A 15,625-nucleotide genomic window follows, 5' to 3' on the forward strand; every position below is an offset into this window, starting at 1 on the left:
TCTTATCATACTGCATACACCGTGATTGTGTGAAACAAGTTGTTCCACATGCAGATGATTACCCTCTAAACGCTGAAATAATAGCGTTAATAAAGACAAGAATGATAGCTACAGGTGCTAGATAACGAACGATAAAATACCACGTGTTAAACGTAACTGGAGAAATATTTAATTCCTCGATTAGTTCTGATTTCTTCACAATGTATCCAGCAAAGATTGATATTAATAAAGCGCCTACAGGTAAACCAATACTGCTTGTTAGGAAATCTGCAAAATCGAAGAATGTTTTTCCAAATATTTTAATATCGGCAAAAACGCCGAAAGATAGAGCACTTGGAATCCCTACTAAGAAAATGACTAAGCCATAAATCCATGCAGCTCGTTTACGCTTATCATATGCATTTTTAATTCCTATAGACACAACTGTTTCTAACATTGAAATCGAAGAAGTTAATGTTGCGAATAATAATAAGATAAAGAACATGAGCATAAAGAATGCACCGAAAGGAAGTTGCTCGAACACGGCTGGTAAAATGATAAATACAAGTCCAGGACCTTCATCTGGTGAATAACCTAAAGCAAAGACTGCAGGGAAAATAACTAAACCTGCCATTAGGGAAATACCGATATTTAACATAGAAACACTGAACGCGGAACTACCTAACTTCTGATCTTTAGGCAAATAGGAAGCATAAGTCATCATTCCAGCCACACCAACACTTAGAGAGAAGAATGCTTGTCCCAATGCCAATAACATGGTTTGTGCATTCAAGTATGACCAATCTGGAACAAACATAAATTTAACGCCTTCCATTGCACCGTCTAATGTTAATGAACGGACAACTAGCACAACAAAGAATATTAATAGAGCGGGCATCATGATGCGACTAGCGCGTTCAATACCGCCTTCGATACCCCCGCGTACAATAATGACTGTCAAAATCATAAAGACTGCTTGACCAATTAATACTTCCCAAGGATTTGAGATAATCGTTCCAAATAACTCTCCGTAATAACTTTCTCCTTTATTATCAAGGCTGAACATTAATGCTCTTCCTAAATAGGATAAAATCCATCCTCCAACCACACTGTAAAAAGATAAAATGATGAATGAAAAGAAAAATCCGGACCAGCCAATTAAGAACCAATTCTTCCCAGGTTTTAACCTTTTAAAACTTGTCACTGCATCTGCTTGGCCTTTACGACCTAGAACAAACTCTGCTAATAAAATCGGTAACCCAATTAACAATGTACCGATAATAAATAATAAGACGAATACACTACCGCCATTTGTTCCAGCCATATATGGAAATTTCCATATCGCCCCAAGTCCAATAGCACTACCTGCTGCTGCGAGAACGAAGCCTATCTTTGATGCGAAATGATCGCGCTTCTCCATTTAACCCAACTCCTATAATCTTTAAAGATTTTTCTAATGTTACACGACAGTTATTAAAAAGAATATAACTTTTTGAAACATTATGAGAAAAAGAAACGTATTACAAATATAGACAGCTAGGAGGGGGCTTCATGCAAGATACAGAAATGGTTAATAGTGCACAAAATGGAAATCTGATTGTATTTGGAGAATTGATTTATCTCCATCATCGGACGGTCGAAAAATTCGCCTTTCAATGTGGAGTGAAAGCAGAAGATATTCATAGTGTGACCCAGGAAGTTTATATTAATTTATATAAAAAATTAGGTGAATTTCAAAATTCTCATTTTCTGACGTGGTTATTCAAAATTACATTAAAGGCCTCTCGTGATTACAGTAATAGAGAAAAACGAGTACAAGACGAAGGACCAGAATTACAGGGGGATTTACCTGGACAATCAAATCGATTACCTCAATCGAGGATTTTACTATTTGACGAAGATAGAGAACTACACGATGCCCTTCAACTAGTAGAAGAGACATACAGAAATCCGCTTATCTTGTTTTATTTCCATGAGCTTGGTTATGAGCAAATTGGTGGCATTTTAAACATCCAACCAGTAGAAGTTGAATCCAGATTGATTAGTTCTAAAGAAAAAATTAAATCGGCGCTGGAAGTATTGGATGATCAACAACTCGAACTGCATTTGAATTTATTAAAAAAATCGTACAAGCGAGTCCCTTCAAAATTTAATGTAGACGAGATTTTACGACGAATAGAATCAGAAAGAGGTAATGGGGAAGATTCACTTTCTCCGAAAAGAGAAAGTAAGTCAAATAAATATAAAGTTAATATTTGGGCAGTAGGATTATCTAGTGTCTTAATAATAGGAATTCTAAGCACTTCCTTATTAAAAAATGATAATGTACAAAGCCACGAGGTTGCCACAGCTGCCGACTCTAACAGTATAGAAACTCTTGAAAAAATTTTTGAAGAGCAAAAGAATACTTATAGAAGTACGCTTGGATTAACCGAAGAAGAATTTAATCAAATAGAATTTGTGAAAATGGCTAATCAATTATTTGCATCTACTATTCAAGAGAATGGCTCTAGCAATATTTCCAATGAAGAACGTTATGAAGAGGTGTTAGATATGTTGAAAATCCCTTCACAGATGGTGAATGACGCGACCGCTGAGGGGATGATGGAAGAAAAAGAAAGTGCGATTTTTATTGATGAGTTGAACACCAAGATCGATTTTTTAATTACCTATTATAATTCGATTTTAGAAAAGCATCGTGAAATATTGAATACAGCAAAAATGAGTGGAAGACTGGATGCTAGTTATTTGCAGGCAAATCGTTCGAAATTGCCTGATGAGGTTGAAAATCTAATAGATCATGCACACACTCAAGGTGTTTCAATCAGAGTTTCTAGGGACAAAAATAGTTATCAAACATTCTTCGAGTTCCCGGATCATTGGCATAAATTGTATGAACATGTACAAGATTCCTCCATTTCTTTTTTATACATTAAACCAATGATTCCTTTTACATATGGCGGCGAGTTAGTCTTAACCCCTCATGAATCTGCTATGTACTTGAATCAGTTAGAACACATTTTACTAAGCACGAAACACCAAAATTCTCTCTACACCATTATGAAATCACAGTATGAAGATTTAGCTTATACATTAATTTTTGGGGCAAGTAATATGGAAGTGATTACGAATGGTCGAGTAAATGAGGAATTCCACTCGGCATGGAATAACTTAAGATACGGTTATGGCGATTCTCCTATGAAATACTTCATTAGACCAATGTTCGAATCCGTAAGCGAAAATAATTGGGAAGTAAACGAAACGTATCGAAGTTTAAACTTTAATGATCTACAGGTAGCCTTTACTCTTGCAGAAAATGGTGACCTAGCAGCCATTATGCCGAAAGAGAACAGTGGGGCAAAATCTGCTACCATTAATTGGCCAAACAGTGAAATACAACAAAAGGTAGAAAAGTCTATTAATGATATTGATACAACACAAGGAATTCAGATTATTGGAATGAGCCCAATTGAAGGTGTTTTATTGTATCATCACGCTCAAGAAGAAAACTTAATGGATATCCAACATTCACTCTTATCATTTATGAATTTTACTGATCACGAGAATATGGACAAGGTTATGAATAGTTGGCTAAACAATAAATTGATTCCGAGAGAAACAACGAGTCTTCGTTATCAAGATGAGGAAACGTTTGAACAGAATGGAAACTTTGTAGGTTCAGTAGATGTAATGAATGGAGAACAAGTGATTCGAACCATTCCCATTACTCGACATTACCAAGGCATGTGGATGATTGATGCAAGTTTAAGTTATCTACTCTATAGTGAGTCACATGTAGAAATGAATGAACAAATACAAACTGATATCCAAGATCTCTATAGTCGTTTTAAAGAACATTACGATTATAACCTGCTAAAAGATGTTGGTGCATCAATGGTAGCCGGAATTTATCTTGAGGCAGCAAATCAAGGAGATTTAAATACGCAATATGAATTATTACTAAAAGGTGAGAATACGAATACTCCTAATAAAGAAAAATTTCTGTCAGGTCCATCTCAAATAGAGACCAATTGGAGAGAGCAGTATAACTCGATGGAATCGCATCAAAGCTATCCTTCAGATGAATCAATCTTTAGCAGTAGGGAAGAGCAACATGAAGAATTTGATGTCACAGTTTGGCTCTATATTAAACCAGAATTAATTAATAATGAATTGTACCGAAATAGTTTCCGAATGCGAAAAACCGTAGAAGGATGGCGCGTTTACTATATGCCTATACAATGACGCTTTTGAGTTATTTACTAGTTTATGTTATAATCTTTTATGGCCTTAAGGTAGATAGGTATATATCCAAGAGTGGGAGAGATTATTATGACTAAGAAGTATCAAGTTGGTGAAGTGGTTTCAGGAAAAGTAACAGGCGTACAGCCATACGGCGCGTTTGTAGCATTAGATGAAGAGACTCAAGGTCTTGTTCACATTTCAGAAATCACATACGGTTATGTAAAAGAAGTAAGCGAATTCTTGTCTGTTGGGCAAGAAATCGAAGTGAAGGTCCTTGAAGTGGATGAAAAGGCAGGGAAAATCAGCCTTTCAATTCGTGCATTACAAGAACGTCCAGCTACTGTACGTAAAGACGAAAAACCTAAAAAATCATTGCAAGCACGCGTTGACGAGCATGATGCAGAAGGTTTCAACTCTTTAAAAGACAAATTGCAAGAATGGATTAATAAATCCGGTCAATGAGAAAAAGCGAGTTAACTCCATGTGAGTTGCTCGCTTTTTTTATTTAACAAATTGTTGAAAACCGCCAAGTTCAAGCAGATTCCCAAATAGAAAAACTCCTATTTTTTCATCTTACGCAAGCGATATTGTAAGTTCTGTCTACTCATTCCTAGAGCTACTGCAGCTTTTGTAACATTGCCCTCAAACATCCCCATTACTTTTTGCAAGTAGTACATTTCTGCTTCTCTCAAATAATCATCTAGAGGTAACAAATCACGATCTGTTTGAACGACGAAGTCTTCTGCTCGCTTCAATGGGTCTCTCATCTCTTGCACCTTCAGTTTAAAATGCAGTGGCAACATTTCAAAGGTAATCATGTCTTCGTCTGTCAACATGGAAGCCATTTCGTCCAATAATATTTCCACTTCTTTTAAATTTCCTGGCCAGTCATACGTATGGAAGATATCGCGAACTTCCTCAGTCAAACCGACAATAGCCGATCCAAAACGAACGCGATGTCGTGCAAAGTAGTCATGAACAAATGGATCGATGTCTTCACGTCTCTCTCTTAAGGGATGGACAACAATGGTCATAGAAGAGAAGAAATAATATAGTTCTTTCAAAAGTTCTCCTGACGCAATTAAATCTACTGGATCGGCACCGACGCTCGCTAAAAATAAATGCTCACATAGAGTTGGATCATTGACCATGGATAAAAGCTGTTCCTGCATCTCAAGTGTAAGTAAATCAACACGTTCGCAAAAAATCGTGCTCGCCTCAAGAGAAACTAAATCGTCTTTTAATTTATTTAGAATCGTTGGGTCAGAGTTGTGGCAATATAGCGTATAGAAATGGGACAAAGGTGGAGATAATTCATAATGAATTCCTTCAGCAACCAAGTCTTTGCCAGTTCCAGCTTCACCTATTAACAAAACGGATAAACGTGCCGTAGCAGCTTTTTGAGCGGTTGAAATGACTTGTTTCATTGACTCGGAAACGGCTGTAATAACTGAAAATGTAATCGGTTCACCATAGCGGCGCAATGGTTGATAAACCAGGCGCTCTAGAGTAGTGACGTCACGTGCTAATTCGACAGCTCCGATTAACTCCCCATTTTCAAAAACGGGATAGGTATCATTGATTGTTGTAATTTCATGACCATTACGATTCCAATACGTTTGTTTTACATTCAACACGTGTTCTTCACTTTGTAGTACTTTTAAGAGAGTACTTTCTTGTTGATCAAATTGGAATAATTCTAGAAGGGAGCGGTCTGCTACATCGTGTAAATCTAATCCTTCAATATTTTTCATTTTTTCGTTATATAAAATGGTTCGTCCATTTCGGTCAATTGCATGGATACCAACGGAAATATGGTCACTAGCAAAGCGGTAAAACGGTAATAATTGAAGATCTTTCTTGTTCACGGGAGTCACACTCCTAACTTTTTTTGCTAAAATAAGAAATATCACTTGATTAACGCAACAATCTTTTGCATTATTATAGATGTAAACGAAATAAAAGTGCAAATTATTTTTGCACCAAAATAAATTATAGGAGGATTCACATGATTCCTTATAAACACGAAGCATTCACAGATTTCTCAAAAGAAGAAAACAAAAAAGCCATAAAAGCAGGTTATGAAACAGTAGCAGGTTACATGGGGCAAGATTTCCCACTTATTATTGGTGGCGAACGTGTAACAACTGAAGAAAAGATTGTATCTTACAATCCATCAAATAAAACTGAAGTTGTCGGTTCAGTATCTAAAACAAGCCATGAATTAGCTGCAAAAGCTATGGACATTGCTGATGCTACATTTAAAACATGGAAAAAAGTGAAACCAGAAATTCGCGCGGATGTTCTTTTCAAAGCAGCTGCAATTATGCGCCGTCGCAAATTCGAATTCTCAGCATTACTTTCTAAAGAAGCTGGTAAAACATGGATTGAAGCAGACGTTGAAGCGGCTGAAGCAATTGATTTCCTTGAATACTATGCTCGTCAAATGCTTCGTTTGAAAGATGGTCAACCAGTTGAAAGCCGTCCAGGTGAGTATAACCGTTATGACTACATTCCTTTGGGAGTAGCAGTTGTAATTTCTCCTTGGAACTTCCCGTTTGCTATCATGGCAGGGACTGCTGTAGCGAACATTGTAGCGGGTAACACAGTATTACTAAAACCTGCTTCAACTACACCAATCGTAGCTTACAAATTCGTTGAAGTATTAGAAGAAGCAGGAATGCCTGCAGGTGTACTTAACTTCATTCCAGGTTCTGGTGCTGAAGTTGGAGACTTCCTAGTTGATCACCCACGTACTCGATTAATCAGTTTCACTGGTTCACGTGATGTTGGTTTACGTATTTTTGAACGTTCTTCTAAATTAAATGAAGGTCAAATTTGGATCAAACGTGTAATCGCTGAAATGGGCGGTAAAGACACAATCGTTGTTGATAAAGAAGCTGATTTAGAATTAGCTGCTCAAGCAATCGTAAAATCTGCATTTGGCTTCAGTGGTCAAAAATGTTCAGCATGTTCACGTGCTGTAATCGTTGAAGATGTATATGATCAAGTACTTAGCCGTGTAGAAGAGTTAACGAAAGCTTTATCTGTAGGTGTTCCAGAGCAAGATGAGCACTTTGTAGGTCCAGTTATCGATGGCGCTGCATTCAAAAAAATTATGAGCTACATTGAAATTGGTAAAGGGGAAGGTCGCTTAGTTGCGGGTGGAACTGGAGATGACTCAAAAGGATTCTTCATTCAACCAACTGTATTCGCTGACTTGGATCCAAAAGCACGCATCATGCAAGAAGAAATCTTTGGACCAGTAGTTGGTATCTCTAAAGCAAAAGATTTCGATCATGCACTTGAAATTGCAAACAACACGGAGTACGGCTTAACTGGAGCGGTTATTACTAACAACCGTATGAACCAAGAAAAAGCACGTGAAGAATTTCATGTTGGTAACTTGTACTTCAACCGTGGATGTACGGGCGCAATCGTTGGATACCAACCATTCGGTGGATTCAACATGTCAGGTACAGACTCAAAAGCGGGCGGACCTGATTACTTAGGACTGCATTTACAAGCTAAAACAACATCTGAAATGCTATAAGAAAAGTGTAGCAGGGTGTGTTAGGCTGACACCGGCGCTGGAAAAGCCGAATCGGAAATCTTTTTCCGAATGAGGAATTGAAGCTTAGGTGCAGCCTACCCTGCGAAACTAGACACTAAGACTAGCGGGAAACTTGAACGGTAGCTCGACTCCGCCGGTGGAAGAACCGAATCGAAAGCCTGCTTTCGAATGAGTTTCTGAAGCGGTGGTGCGAGCTGGCGCTTGAAGCTAGACACTAAGACTAGCGGGAAACTCGAACGGTAGCTCAACGCCGGCGCTGGAAGGCTCGAATCGAAAGCTTGCTTTCGCATGAGAGACTGAAGCTTAGGTGCGAGCTGGGCTTCGAAGCTAGACACTAAGGCTAGCGGGAAACCCTAGACAGCTAGTGGGAAAATGAAAAACATATAGGCAGGCACATCAGAAGATGCGTCTGCCTTTTTTTACAAATCAGAGGAGGCGAAACATTATGACAGTTTCACAAAACGTTATTGAGCAAACAGAAAAATTTGGTGCTCCAAACTATCATCCACTTCCAATCGTAATTTCTGAAGCACAGGGTGTTTGGGTAAAAGATCCTGAAGGCAATAAATTCATGGATATGTTATCTGCGTATTCAGCAGTAAACCAAGGACATCGTCACCCGAAAATTATTCAAGCACTTAAAGATCAAGCGGACCGAGTTACATTAACTTCACGTGCTTTCCATAATGATCAATTAGGACCATGGTATGAAATGATTTGTGAGTTATCAGGTAAAGAAATGGCACTTCCGATGAATACTGGCGCTGAAGCTGTTGAAACGGCGATTAAAGCTGCACGTCGTTGGTCTTACGATGTTAAAGGGATTGCTGAAAACCAAGCAGAAATTATTGCTTGTAGCGGGAACTTCCACGGTCGTACAATGGCTGCTGTATCTCTTTCTTCTGATCCAGACTACAAACGTGGTTTCGGACCATTGTTACCAGGCATTAACATCATTCCTTATGGTGATATTGAAGCGTTAAAACAAGCTATCACACCTAATACAGCTGCATTCTTAGTTGAACCAATTCAAGGAGAAGCTGGGATTGTTATACCTCCAGCAGGTTACATGAAAGCTGCTCGCGAACTATGTCGCGAAAATAACGTCTTATTCATTGCAGACGAAATTCAAGCTGGATTATGCCGTACTGGTAAAATGTTTGCATGTGAATGGGAAGATGTAGATCCAGATATGTATATTTTAGGTAAAGCACTTGGTGGCGGTGTATTCCCAATCTCTTGTGTTGTTGCAAATAAAGAAATTCTTGAAGTATTTAACCCAGGGTCACACGGTTCTACTTTTGGTGGTAACCCAATGGCATGTGCAGTTTCGATTGCATCCCTAAATGTATTAGTAGATGAAAAATTAGCACAACGTTCTGAAGAACTAGGAAACTATTTCAAAGAAGCATTATCACAAATTAACCATTCTTCAATTAAAGAAGTTCGTGGTCGTGGATTATTTATCGGTATGGAGCTTAACGAAGCAGCTCGTCCATATTGTGAAGAGTTAAAAGAACTTGGTCTTTTATGTAAAGAAACACACGATACAGTCATTCGTTTTGCACCACCGTTGGTAATTACAAAAGAAGAATTAGACTGGGCAATCGAAAAAATTCAAAAAGTATTCAATAAATAATTTTTACTGTTTAAAAATAAACCAAATATGTTACAATAGTTGCGATAGAATCATTATGAATAAAGAGGCGAAAATATAAAATGGCTGAAAATCTAAACCTGTTCACTTCAACGCAAGCTGTAATTCAGGACGCACTGAACAAACTTGGATATGATGAAGGAATGTTTGAACTTTTAAAAGAACCACTACGTATGCTAGAAGTACGTATTCCTATTAAAATGGATGATGGTAAAGTTAAAGTTTACACGGGTTACCGTGCTCAACATAACGATGCTGTTGGTCCTACAAAAGGTGGCGTACGTTTTCATCCTGAGGTTTCTGAAGATGAAATGAAAGCACTATCTATGTGGATGACCTTAAAGTGCGGTATTGTTGATTTACCATACGGTGGAGCTAAAGGTGGAATTATTTGCGATCCACGACAAATGTCAATGGCTGAAATTGAAAAATTAAGTCGTGGTTACGTACGTGCAATTAGTCAATTTGTTGGTCCAACTAAAGATATCCCTGCTCCAGACGTATTTACAAATTCACAAATTATGGCTTGGATGATGGATGAGTATAGCCGAATGGATGAATTTAACTCTCCTGGTTTCATCACAGGTAAACCAATCGTTCTTGGAGGTTCTCAAGGGCGTGAACGTGCAACTGCACAAGGTGTAACAATCTGTGTAGAAGAAGCTGCTAAAAAACGTGGAATCGAAATGAATGGCGCACGTATTGTCATTCAAGGATTCGGTAATGCGGGAAGTTTCTTAGCTAAATTCATGAGTGATGCAGGAGCGAAAGTTATCGGGATTTCTGATGCTTACGGTGCATTACATGATCCAGATGGTTTAGATATTGATTACTTGCTTGATCGTCGAGACAGTTTTGGTACAGTAACGACGTTATTTGAAAATACAATCTCAAATCAAGAATTACTTGAATTGGATTGTGATATTTTAGTGCCAGCTGCCATTGAAAATCAAATTACAGCAGAAAACGCACATAAAATTAAAGCTAGTATTGTAGTAGAAGCAGCAAATGGTCCAACTACTACTGAAGCTACAAAAATATTAACTGATCGTGGAATTCTACTTGTTCCAGACGTACTTGCTAGTGCAGGTGGCGTAACTGTATCCTATTTTGAATGGGTTCAAAATAATCAAGGGTATTACTGGACAGAAGAAGAAGTAAACGACAAACTATACAAAAAAATGATCACTGCTTTCGATAATGTTTATACGGTTGCAACAACACGCAATATTAATATGCGATTAGCTGCATATATGGTGGGCGTACGTAAAACAGCTGAAGCAGCACGTTTCCGTGGTTGGGTTTAAGAAGAATGCGTCTTGTCTCTTGTAGACAAGACGTTTTTTGTGTTTTCTAAGCTCTTTTCTTTGATTTTATTAAGAGTTTTGCACATAATACAATTCATAGGAGCGTGATAAAAGTGAATGCATTTTCATTTTATAACCCTGTCAAATTGATTTTTGGTAAAGGGCAACTTGAGCAAATCAAACAAGAATTACCTAAATACGGCAAAAAAGTATTGGTCGTATATGGTGGTGGAAGTATAAAGAAAAACGGTCTTTATGAAGAAGTCATGACGACATTAAAGGCAGCAGATTTAGAAGTATTTGAACTAAGTGGTGTAGATCCTAATCCACGTATATCAACGGTACGAAGTGGCGTGGAATTGTGCAAAAAAGAAAACATTGATGTAATACTTGCAGTAGGTGGAGGATCAGTAATCGATTGTACAAAACTGATCGCAGCAGGTGCGAAATATGACGGAGATGCTTGGGACTTTGTTAGTCGTAAAGCAGTTCCTGAAGCAGCACTACCATTTGGTACGGTTTTAACTTTAGCAGCAACAGGTTCAGAAATGAATTCAGGTTCTGTCATCACAAACGAAGATACACAAGAAAAATACGGATGGGGAAGCCCACTAGTATTCCCGAAATTCTCTATACTTGATCCGACTTATACATTCTCCGTTCCACAAGATCAAACTGTATACGGAATCGTTGATATGATGACTCATATATTTGAACAGTATTTCAACAACGCAACGAACACACCTGTTCAAGATGAAATGTGTGAAGGTGTTTTACGTGCCATTATGGAAACGGCACCAAAATTATTGAATAACTTACATTCATATGAACACCGTGAAACCATTCTCTTCTCAGGAACAATCGCCTTGAATGGTATGCTTCAAATGGGATACCAAGGAGACTGGGCATCGCATAATATTGAACATTCGGTATCAGCTGTTTATGATATCCCGCACGCAGGTGGGTTAGCTATTCTTTTCCCTCACTGGATGCGTCACAATATTAAAATTGACCCAGAACGTTTTGCTCGTTTAGCAGTGTATGTATTTGGAGTTGAACCTGAAGGCAAAACAGTTGAACAGATTGCCAATGAAGGAATCGATAACTTACGTGCTTATTGGACGTCTCTAGGAGCTCCAGAAACTCTAGCTGATTATGATATTGATGATTCAAATATTGATGTCATGGTCGATAAAGCAATGGTTTACGGACCATTTGGTAATTTTGTTTCTTTAGAATCAGAAGACGTACGCTCAATTCTAAAAGCGTCATTGTAACGATTAAACACTCAACCAACCAGGTTGAGTGTTTTCTTTTCTTACCTACGAATAAAATCGTACTCCTCCTGTCCATTCTATAGAGTAGAAGGAGGTCTTTTATTTGATTGAACTAAATTCTTCAATACAAGGGAAACGGTTTGAAAAAGGTCACTTAGAAGAGTTTTTAACAAGCCAGGGATTTACTGTAGGTGGTGGTTGGGAATATGACCATGCTTATTTTGATTATGTATTTCAAAAAACACCGTATTATGATGTGTTACGAATACCAGTCATTGTAAAGAGCGGTGACTTCGAACAGGCTTCAGCAAAATTGGAGTGCGGTATTCCTTTTTTACTAAGACATTGTTATCAGTATGGTCTGGACGACGAAAAGGATGCTTTATTTGGGATTGGTGGAGGGTTGTTAAATCAATTCCAAAAACCAACGGATCCAGATGCACCGATAAGTGAAAAACTTGTCGTGCAAGGAGTAGAATTACTTAAAGTTTTAGATAGTCGTTTAGTCCAATAAAAAATGCCTCATCCAATGTGAATCCATTGAATGGGGCATTTTTTATAGATTATACAGGTGGTAAAGTTTCAGGACGGTTACTGACATGTTTCCAATGTGTAACGCCATCATCTTCATCAAATGAAATCGTTACATCTTGAACACCTTGCTGATGGAGAATTAAGTCTACTAAATGATCTCGAATATCATCTGCCTGCGCAAAAGATATAGAAGAGTCAACTTCAGCAACAAGTTCAACGTGTAAAAACTCTCCTTCTTTAATTACGGAAAGCTTTTTAATATCTTTCACATCTTTGTGTTCAATTACGAGATGTGCAATATGATTTAACATTTGTTCATCCGTTTCGCCAATTGCGCCACGGGCATTTTCTAAGAACACTCTGCCAACAACATAGAACATCATTAATCCAATCAAAATAGAAGCGATACCTTCTGCTTGTAAAAATCCAGTAAAATGAGCAATTAATACTGCTACAAACGCTAGGATTCCTCCGGCAGTTGCAACTAAATCCTCCATGAATACTAATTTTGTTGCTGGTTTAGCGCGATTTAAATGTACGAAACCTTGTGTTAAAGGCGCCAAGCCTTTAGCAGGTGGCACACCAGCTTCGTGCAACACTTCTTTTCCGGCCTTATAAAGCACAAAAGTCTCTAAAATAATGGCAATTGCTAAAACTCCAAGAGTAATTAATAATCCGCCTGACTTTGTAGGATGTTGAATATGATGCCAACCTTCAACGATCGTTTCATAAGACAAGATGGCAACAATTAATACAGCACCTAGACAAACTAAGTTGACAACTCGACCAAAACCATTTGGAAATCGAGCAGTAGGTGATTTTTTAGAAAGCGCAGATCCAATAAAAACAAAGAACTGATTTGCGGCATCCCCGATTGAGTGCATCATTTCTGCAAACATAGCTACATTTCCTGTGAAAAAGAAAGCAAAACCTTTCAATATTGCGATGATAGTATTTACGATTGCTGCAAGTAAGGAAGGTTTATTTCCTTCTTTAAGTAGTCCGAAAAATTCTTTCATAAATGCCTCCTGTTAAGATAAGATTTCTAGTTCAACTCGATCGATATAAGAAAGAGAATGAACTCTGTTATAAATAGTAAACATGTCGTGTTTAGGTGGTGCTGATAGGCGTATTTCCATTTCGTGTTTAATCCGTTGATCAGAAAGCGGAATGTCTTTAATTCGAAAACTTTCTACCACAATTTCTTCTGAGGTTAAAAAAGATATTAAACTTTTTATATCACCTGTTTCTGAAATCAAAACCTTTAAATAAACTTCTTTCATTCTTAATCGTTTTGGACCGATTTTAGAAAGGAGGGGAGGGAGTAGCTCGATTCCTACTAATACAATTAATACACAAATAGTGGCTTCTATATAGAAGCCAGCTCCTACCGCGATACCAATAGCGCCAGCACCCCAAATCATAGCAGCGGTAGTTAAACCAGTTATACTGTCATTACCTTTTCTTAAGATTACCCCAGCACCTAAGAAACCTATACCACTGACGATTTGCGCCGCAAGCCGTAAAGGATCCATCGTAATATTAACACCTTCTGTAGTTTCAGCCATATAGGCTGATTCAATAGAAATGTAAGTAAGGAGGCAACTGAATGTCGCAATGACTAAACTTGTTTTTAAGCCAACGGGTTTCTTTTTTAATTCCCTTTCAATCCCGATAATTAAACTTAATAATGCTGCTAAGCCTAACTTCAATAATATTTCGGTATGTAAAAAACCCCCAGAAATAAAATCTCCCATTAAAATCCTCCTCAATAAAAGTTAAAAACAAACTTGCACTGCTTGATTAGAAATGAAACAATATGAAGGATTACTTATATAGTACCTTTTTTCGGTTAATATAAACAATTGTTTAGAGGGCAAAGAGAGAAGTGGAATTCATGGAAAAGCGTACAATTCATCCCTACCTACCAATAGCGATTGGGGTCATTGCTGTTTCAATGTCAGCTATTTTTGTGAAACTTGCCAATGCAGATGCGGGAGTCATTGCATTTTACCGTATGTTATTTTCAGTATTGATCATGGCACCCCTCTTTTTTTGGAAGTACACAGCAGAGTTAAAACTTTTAACAAAAAGAGATTGGGCATTTTCGATTATTGCTGGTATCTTTTTAGCTTTTCATTTTATTCTATGGTTTGAATCTTTAAATTACACATCAGTAGCAAGTTCAACAGTGTTGGTAACGTTGCAACCTTTGTTTGCGTTTGCTGGAACATATTTCTTCTTTAAGGAACGACTATCTTTTAAAACCATTCTATCTGGCCTTATTGCAATTGGAGGATGTGTTTTAATTAGTTGGGGAGATTTTCAAATTAGTGGAAGTGCTCTGTATGGAGATATGTTGGCACTTATTGCATGTGCTCTAGTGACAGCCTATTTATTATTTGGACAAGATGTAAGAAAGAGATTGTCGCTCGTTACATACACTTTTGTAGTTTATAGAGTAAGTACTATAACGTTGTTCTTTTATATAGTAGGTAAAGGAGAGTCCTTTGGTCCGTATCCGGCTAGCGATTGGATGTGGTTTTTATTATTAGCAATTATTCCGAACCTTTTAGGACATACATTATTTAACTGGTCTTTAAAGTATGTCTCAACAAATGTTATATCAATCGCGATTTTATTTGAGCCAATTGGAGCAGCCATATTAGCTTTTTATGTTTTTAATGAATATCTAAGTTCTACTCAAGTAATTGGAGGATTCATTGTTATTGTTGGTATAATGCTGTTTGTAATGGACTTTAAACGATTAATTTTACTGTTTCGCAAAAAACCTCTTGATTTATGAATCAAGAGGGTGTATATTAAGTCTTGTCCTTAAGAAGCGAGAAAAAATATTTTGAAATAGTATTGACTTTGATTCTCGATGACGGTATATTAGTAAAGTTGCTGTTACGGCAACGAACAAAATGAACCTTGAAAACTGAACAGCAAAACGTCAACTAACAAGCGGAACGCACTTCGGTGCCGGAAGCACAAACGTTTTCTTACGCCGACACCTGTTGGTATCGAAAACAAACTTGAACTTAACCGT

Annotated in this window: 12 protein-coding genes; 8 read left to right on the forward strand and 4 right to left on the reverse strand. The window is 37.6% G+C overall.

The features are described 5' to 3' along the window. Nucleotides 1–58: 58 nt before the first annotated feature. Complete coding sequence (locus tag ACFPYN_RS08775) at nt 59–1,399, reverse strand: sodium-dependent transporter (RefSeq protein ID WP_377733618.1); 1,341 nt, start codon at nt 1,397–1,399, stop codon at nt 59–61. Nucleotides 1,400–1,530: 131 nt separating this feature from the next. On the opposite strand from ACFPYN_RS08775, the gene ACFPYN_RS08780 reads away from it, so the two are divergent. Both ACFPYN_RS08780 and yugI read left to right on the forward strand, forming a co-directional pair. Continuing rightward, the gene (locus ACFPYN_RS08780; protein ID WP_377733619.1) at nt 1,531–4,224 is read left to right on the forward strand and encodes an RNA polymerase sigma factor; all 2,694 of its coding nucleotides are present in this window, start codon (nt 1,531–1,533) and stop codon (nt 4,222–4,224) included. Between the two features lie 87 nt (nt 4,225–4,311). Next, complete coding sequence (gene yugI / locus ACFPYN_RS08785; RefSeq protein WP_024534118.1) at nt 4,312–4,686, forward strand: S1 domain-containing post-transcriptional regulator GSP13; 375 nt, start codon at nt 4,312–4,314, stop codon at nt 4,684–4,686. 98 nt (nt 4,687–4,784) lie between these two features. Here the strand turns inward: yugI and ACFPYN_RS08790 are convergent, their stop codons facing one another. Further along, nucleotides 4,785–6,092, reverse strand: a complete 1,308-nt coding sequence (locus tag ACFPYN_RS08790; RefSeq protein WP_377733620.1) for a sigma 54-interacting transcriptional regulator — start codon at nt 6,090–6,092, stop codon at nt 4,785–4,787. Nucleotides 6,093–6,232: 140 nt separating this feature from the next. On the opposite strand from ACFPYN_RS08790, the gene pruA reads away from it, so the two are divergent. The 5 genes from pruA (at nt 6,233) to ACFPYN_RS08815 (ending at nt 12,553) form a co-directional block, all read left to right on the forward strand. Then, on the forward strand, nt 6,233–7,777 hold the full coding sequence (gene pruA / locus ACFPYN_RS08795) for an L-glutamate gamma-semialdehyde dehydrogenase (RefSeq protein ID WP_377733622.1): 1,545 nt from the start codon (nt 6,233–6,235) through the stop codon (nt 7,775–7,777). A 466-nt stretch (nt 7,778–8,243) separates the two neighbouring features. Continuing rightward, the gene (locus ACFPYN_RS08800; RefSeq protein WP_377733624.1) at nt 8,244–9,437 is read left to right on the forward strand and encodes an ornithine--oxo-acid transaminase; all 1,194 of its coding nucleotides are present in this window, start codon (nt 8,244–8,246) and stop codon (nt 9,435–9,437) included. A gap of 80 nt (nt 9,438–9,517) precedes the next feature. Beyond that, on the forward strand, nt 9,518–10,762 hold the full coding sequence (locus ACFPYN_RS08805) for a Glu/Leu/Phe/Val family dehydrogenase (RefSeq protein WP_377733625.1): 1,245 nt from the start codon (nt 9,518–9,520) through the stop codon (nt 10,760–10,762). A gap of 113 nt (nt 10,763–10,875) precedes the next feature. Further along, entirely contained in the window at nt 10,876–12,039 is a 1,164-nt protein-coding gene (locus tag ACFPYN_RS08810; RefSeq protein WP_377733626.1) for an iron-containing alcohol dehydrogenase, read from the forward strand. Between the two features lie 103 nt (nt 12,040–12,142). Then, nucleotides 12,143–12,553 (forward strand): YugN family protein, encoded by a 411-nt coding sequence (locus tag ACFPYN_RS08815; RefSeq protein ID WP_377733627.1) that lies wholly within the window; start codon nt 12,143–12,145, stop codon nt 12,551–12,553. A gap of 49 nt (nt 12,554–12,602) precedes the next feature. Here ACFPYN_RS08815 and ACFPYN_RS08820 read toward each other — a convergent pair whose 3' ends face one another. Together ACFPYN_RS08820 and ACFPYN_RS08825 are read right to left on the reverse strand one after the other, a co-directional pair. Next, on the reverse strand, nt 12,603–13,592 hold the full coding sequence (locus ACFPYN_RS08820; RefSeq protein ID WP_377733629.1) for a cation diffusion facilitator family transporter: 990 nt from the start codon (nt 13,590–13,592) through the stop codon (nt 12,603–12,605). A 12-nt stretch (nt 13,593–13,604) separates the two neighbouring features. Further along, a complete protein-coding gene (locus tag ACFPYN_RS08825) occupies nt 13,605–14,330 on the reverse strand; it encodes an MgtC/SapB family protein (RefSeq protein WP_377733630.1) in 726 nt (241 codons plus the stop codon). A gap of 140 nt (nt 14,331–14,470) precedes the next feature. On the opposite strand from ACFPYN_RS08825, the gene ACFPYN_RS08830 reads away from it, so the two are divergent. Continuing rightward, nucleotides 14,471–15,379, forward strand: coding sequence for a DMT family transporter (locus ACFPYN_RS08830; protein ID WP_377733631.1), 909 nt, complete (start codon nt 14,471–14,473; stop codon nt 15,377–15,379). The last annotated feature ends 246 nt before the right edge of the window (nt 15,380–15,625 follow it).

This window comes from Paenisporosarcina macmurdoensis (genome assembly GCF_042658845.1).
In the GTDB taxonomy this organism is placed as follows: Bacteria; Bacillota; Bacilli; order Bacillales_A; family Planococcaceae; genus Paenisporosarcina; species Paenisporosarcina macmurdoensis.